1 protein-coding gene is annotated in these 5,601 nt (G+C 67.3%); it reads right to left on the bottom strand.

Going from position 1 to position 5,601, the window contains the following annotated elements; all coding sequences use genetic code 11:
* Positions 1-20 precede the first annotated feature (20 nt).
* A complete protein-coding gene (locus HUT06_RS29205; protein WP_176198641.1) occupies positions 21-5,597 on the bottom strand; it encodes a type I polyketide synthase in 5,577 nt (1,858 codons plus the stop codon).
* Between the last annotated feature and the right edge of the window lie 4 nt (positions 5,598-5,601).

The raw sequence follows: 5,601 nt of genomic DNA, 5'->3' as shown, positions 1-5,601 counted from the left end.
CGTCGCAAGTCCCTCTTCGGTCAGTTGGGTCCGCGGAGCTCGTTCTCCAGAAGCGTGAAGAGCTCTTCGTCCGTCGCGAGGTCCGGTTCGCCGGTCTGCTGGTCCGTCGTGCGTTCGTTCAGGCGGCTGTTCCACGCTCTGAGCAGATCCTTGATCCGCAGGGCGACCTCGAAGTGCTGGGCGTCATCGACGACGGCCTCCGACGTCATCTCGCGGAGCCGGTCGAGTTCGGTGAGCAGGGCCGTTCCGGCGTCGGCCGGTTCCGGCGAGAGCTGCTCGTGAAGGTGGTCGGCGAGCGCCGCCGGCGTCGGGTGATCGAAGATGAGGGTCGCCGGCAGCCGGAGGCCGACGGTCGTGCCGAGCTGGTTGCGGAGCTCGACCGCCGTCAGCGAGTCCAGACCGAGCTCCTTGAACGAGCTGCCGGCGCTGAACGTCTCGCCGGCCGGGTGGCCGAGAACCACCGCCGTGACGCTGCAGACCAACCGGACGAGCTGCTCGTGTGACAGCTCGGCCGGAGCCGCGGCCGGCGTTGCGGCTCGCCTTCCCCCGGTCGGCAGCAGACCCCGCAGCAGCGGATGGGGATTTCGCGCCTGCGGATTCAAGCGGGCGGCGATCACAGCGGGAAGGTTCTGCGCGAGTGCCGTGTCGAAGAGCCTGAGTGCATGCTCCGTGGGAATCGGGTCGACCCCCAGCCGTGCGGCGCGAGCGTGGTCGGCGCTGGAGAAACGCTCTGTCATTCCAGTGGGCTGCTGCCAGAGACCCCATACGAGGCTGGTGGCCGGAAGCCCTTGGCCGTGGCGGTGATGCGCCAGCCCGTCGAGGAAGGCGTTGGCGGCTGCGTAGTTCGCCTGACCGGGGGACCCCAAGGTCCCGGCGAGAGAAGAGAAAAGGACGAAGTGAGCGAGATCCTCGTCCTTGGTGAGCTCGTGCAGGTGCCAGGCCGCGTCGGCCTTGGAGGCGAGGACGGTGTCCATCCGCTCGGGGGTGAGTTCCGTCAGCACGGAGTCGTCGATCACACCGGCGGCGTGCACGACACCGGTGAGCGGACGCTCTGCTGGAACCGAGGCCAGGAGGTCTGCCAGCGCGCTCGGATCAGAGACGTCGCAGGAGACGACCTCGGCGTGAGCGCCGAGTCCGGTGAGCTCGACTTGGAGATCGCCTGCGCCCGCTGCTTGCGGCCCGGAGCGGCTGGCGAGCAGGAGGTGCCGCACGCCGTGGTGGCCGGCGAGGTGCCGCGCGACGATGGCGCCGAGGCTCCCGGTGCCGCCGGTGACCAGGACGGTTCCCGCCTCAGCGAACGCTGACGGGCTGGGACCCTCGCCGGTCCGCCGCGTCCTCGTGGCCTCGGGGGCGAGCAGCTCCCCATCGCGGACGGCGAGCTGGGCGTGGCAGCTGCCGAGCGCCACCGGGATCGCGGCGAGGCTCTCCCGGGTCCGGTCGAGATCGAGCACGATGAACCGGTCGGGGTGCTCGGTCTGAGCCGTGCGCATCAGCCCCCACACCGCGGCCTGGGCGACGCTCTCCACCGCGTCGTCCACACCTGCGGAGACGGCACCACGGGTGATCACGACCAGGCGGCAGGGGTCCAGCCGGTCCTCGTCCAGCCATGCCTGGACCAGCTCCAGAACCTCATGAACGAGCCTCCGCGCGTCGGCGGGAGCCCGGTCCGCGTCATCGGGACAGACCCACGCGGCGAACGCGGGGACAGGTGTCCCGGCCTCGACGGCCGCCACGAGACCGGCAACGTCGTCGTGCCGGCCGGCGCGTACGCTCTCTGGCAGATCAACGGGCGGCTGCGCGTCGCGGCTGCCGATGAGGACGCACACCGACTCGGCTTGAGAGGCCGGTCGCGCCTGAACGTTCCACTCCAACAGATAGGACGGGCTCTGCTGCCCCGCGTTGAGCTGTTCGCGGTGGACGGGACGCAGGAGCAGGGTTCCGACGTCCGCCACGGGCCGGCCTTCGGTGTCGGTGGCGGTGATGTGGACCTGGTCGTCGGCGGTGGGGTGGAGGTGTGCGCGGAGGGTGGTGGCGCCGGTGGTGTGGAGGGTGACGTTCTGCCAGGTGAAGGGGAGCTTGATCTGCTCGTCTGTGGAGCCGGTGAGAGCGAGGGGGTGGAGTGCGGCGTCGAGGAGTGCTGGGTGGAGGCCGTATCCGGTGGTGTCGGTGCCGTCGGGGAGGGTGATCTCGGCGTAGAGGTCGTCGCCGTGTCGCCAGGCGCGGGTGAGGCCCTGGAAGGTGGGACCGTAGTCGTAGCCGCGCTCGGCCAGAGCGTCGTAGAAGCCGGTGAGGTCGACGGGAGCCGCTCCGCGCGGCGGCCAGTCGCCCTGGGCCGCGGAGGTCGTGATGTCCGGTGGCGCCGCGAGCGTGCCGGCCGCGTGACGGACCCAGGACGGGTTCTCCCTCGCGTCGGCGGGCCGGGAGTGAATGGTGATCGTCCGCCGCCCGTCGTCCTCGACGGGCTTGACTTCGACCTGCAGGTGAACAGATCCCTCGTCCGGGACGATCACCGGGTTTTCGAGCGTCAACTCCTCGACGCAAGGCGTTTCGGTCTGAAGTCCGGCGTGAAGGGCGAGATCGACGAGCCCGGTCCCGGGAACGAGAACGACGCCGTGAACGGCATGTTCTGCCAACCACGGGTGCGTGCGGAGTGAAATTCGCCCGGTGAGGATAAGCGCGCCACTTCCGGATACCTCAATGGTCGCCCCGAGTAGGGCATGTTCGGCGTCAGCCTGCCCGATTTCTGCTGGGTCTCCGTTGTGGTTGTTTGTGTGGAGCCAGTGGGTGTGGTGTTGGAAGGGGTAGGTGGGGAGGGGTGGTGTGGGTGTGTTGTGTGTGGGTGTGTTGTGTGTGGGTGTTTTGGTGGGGGGTGTTTTGGTGGTGGGTGGGTTGGTGTGGGGTGGGTGGGTGGTGTGGTGGTGGGTGTGGAGTTGGTTGAGGGTGTGGTGGAGGTTGTGGGTGTTGTTGTGGTGTTTGTGGAGGGTGGTGATGGTGTGGGTGTTGGGTTGGGTGAGGGTTTGGTGGGTGGGTGGGGTGAGGGTGGGGTGTGGTCCGATTTCGAGGTAGGTGGTGGTGTGGTGGTTTTGGAGGTGTTCGATGGTTTGTTGCCAGTGGGTGGTGTGGGTGAGGTGGTTGGTCCAGTAGGTGGGGTTGGTGAGTTGTTGGGTGGTGGCTTGTTGGCCGGTTCGGGTGGAGATGATGGGGGTGTGGGGTGGGTGGTAGGTGAGTTGTTGGGTGGTGTGGTGGAGTTGGGGGAGGAGGGGTTTGAGGAGGGGGGAGTGGAAGGGGTGGGAGACGTTGAGTCGGGTGGTTTTGTGGCCGTGTTGGTGGAGGAGTTGGGTGATGTGTTGGAGGGTGTGGTGGTCGCCGGAGATGGTGGTGTTGGTGGGTGAGTTGATGGCGGCGATGTTGATGGTGGGGTGGTTGTGGGGGTCGATGTTCAGGTGGGTTTTGAGGAGGTGGGTGAGGTGGTGGTGGTTTGTGTTGGTGGCGTACATGGTGCCGCTGTGGGGGCCGGTGGTGGGGTGGGTGTTGGTGAGGTGGGCGCGGGTGGTGATGAGGGTGGCGGTGTCGGTGAGGTCCAGGACGCCGGCGAGGTGGGCGGCGGTGATTTCTCCGATGGAGTGTCCGGCGAGGTAGTGGGGGGTGATGTTGTGGTGGGTGAGGGTGTGGTGGAGGGCGGTTTGGATGGCGAAGATGGCGGGTTGTGTGTAGAGGGTGGTGTTGAGGAGTTGGGCTTGGGGTGTGTGGGGTGGTGCGAAGAGGATGGTGTGGAGTGGTTGGGGGAGGTGGGGGTCGAGGTGGGTGATGGTGTGGTCGAGGTGGTGGGCGAAGTGGGGGTTGGTGTTGTAGAGGTGGTGGCTCATTTGTGGCCATTGGGAGCCTTGGCCGGTGTAGAGGAATGCGAGTTTCCCGTTGGGGTCCAGGTCGGGTGGTGTGACGGTGAGTCCGGGTGCGGGCTGCCCGGACGCCACACCTTCCAGTCCGGCGCGCAGGTGCTCGATGGTTGTTCCGGTGATGGCGGCGCGGTGGTGGAAGATGCTGGTGCGGTGTTGCAGTTGGTGGGCGATGGCCAGGGCCGTGAGTTCGGGGTGCCGGTCGAGGTGGTCGAGGAGTTGGTGTGCTTGGGTGCGGAGTGCTTCGGGGGTTTTGGCTGACAGGCGCCAGTCGAGTTGTGGTGGTTCGGTTTCGGTGATGGATACTTCGATGAGTTCGGCTGCGGGTGGTTGTTCGAGGATGAGGTGGGCGTTGGTGCCGCTGATCCCGAAGGAGGAGACGGCGGCTCGTCGGGGACGGTCGAGTTCCGGCCACGGCCGCGCCTCAGTAAGAAGTTCGACGGCGCCCGAAGTCCAGTTGATATGGGGGGAAGGCTCGTCGATATGAAGGGTCTTGGGGAGGCGGCCGTGGTTGATGGCCTCGACCATTTTGATGACGCCGCCGATTCCGGCCGCCGCCTGTGCGTGGCCGATATTCGATTTCAGAGAGCCGAGATAGAGCGGCTGGTCGCGGTCATGACCGTAGGTGGCGAGGAGGGCGTTGGCCTCGATCGGGTCGCCGAGCGCCGTGCCAGTTCCGTGTGCTTCGACGATGTCGATGTCGCTGGTGGTGAGCCGCGCATTGGTCAGGGCTTGGCGGATGACGCGTTCCTGGGAGGGGCCGTTGGGGGCGGTGAGGCCGTTGGAGGCGCCGTCCTGGTTGATCGCCGATCCGCGGATCACGGCCAGGATGTGGCGGCCGTTGCGCTGAGCGTCCGACAACCGTTCCAGCAGCACCAGACCGACGCCTTCGGCACCGACCGTGCCGTCGGCTGAAGCGGCGAAGGACTTGCAGCGGCCATCTGGAGCCAGGCCGCGTTGCCTGCTGAAACCGATGAACATGCCGGGCGTCGTCATGACGGTGACGCCGCCGGCGAGTGCGAGGTCGCATTCGCCGCCGCGCAGCGCCTGCGCGGCCAGATGCAGGGCGACCAGCGACGACGAGCACGCGGTGTCGACCGTCACCGCCGGACCCTGAAGCCCCAGGGAGTAAGAGAGCCTGCCCGACGCGACGCTGCTTCCGTTCGTCGTCAGTAGATAGCCCTCGTATGCGCCGAGATCTTGAGGTCGTGGCACGCTGTAGCTGTAGGAGATCGCGCCGGTGTAGACGCCCGTGGAGGTGTCTTTGAGGGTGGTGGGGTCGATGCCGGCGCGTTCGATGGTTTCCCAGGCGACTTCGAGGAGGAGTCGCTGTTGCGGGTCCATGGCGGTGGCTTCGCGGGGTGAGATCCCGAAGAAGGCGGCGTCGAACTGGTCGGCGTCGTGGAGGAATCCGCCCTCGCGCGCATACGACTTGCCGGGCGCGTCCGGGTCGGGGTCGAAGAGGGCGTCCAGATCCCAGCCGCGGTTCTCGGGGAACGGAGTGATGGCGTCCTGGCCTTGCTCGACCAGCTCCCACAACCCCTCGGGCGACGACACTCCGCCGGGGTAGCGGCACCCCATCGCCACGATCGCGATCGGCTCCCGGGCGCGCTCCTCCACCTCGCGTAGGCGCTGCCGGGCCTGGCGCAGATCTGAGGTCGCCCGCTTCAGGTATGACCTGAGCTTCTCTTCGCTCTGCATTGCC

It is taken from the genome of Actinomadura sp. NAK00032, from assembly GCF_013364275.1.
In the GTDB taxonomy this organism is placed as follows: Bacteria; Actinomycetota; Actinomycetes; order Streptosporangiales; family Streptosporangiaceae; genus Spirillospora.
This window is presented reverse-complemented; position numbering and strand designations above follow the sequence as displayed.

Excerpts from the sequence above, each read along its gene's own strand:
- HUT06_RS29205 (WP_176198641.1), bottom strand. The coding sequence starts at position 5,597 with ATGCAGAGCGAAGAGAAGCTCAGGTCATACCTGAAGCGGGCGACCTCA.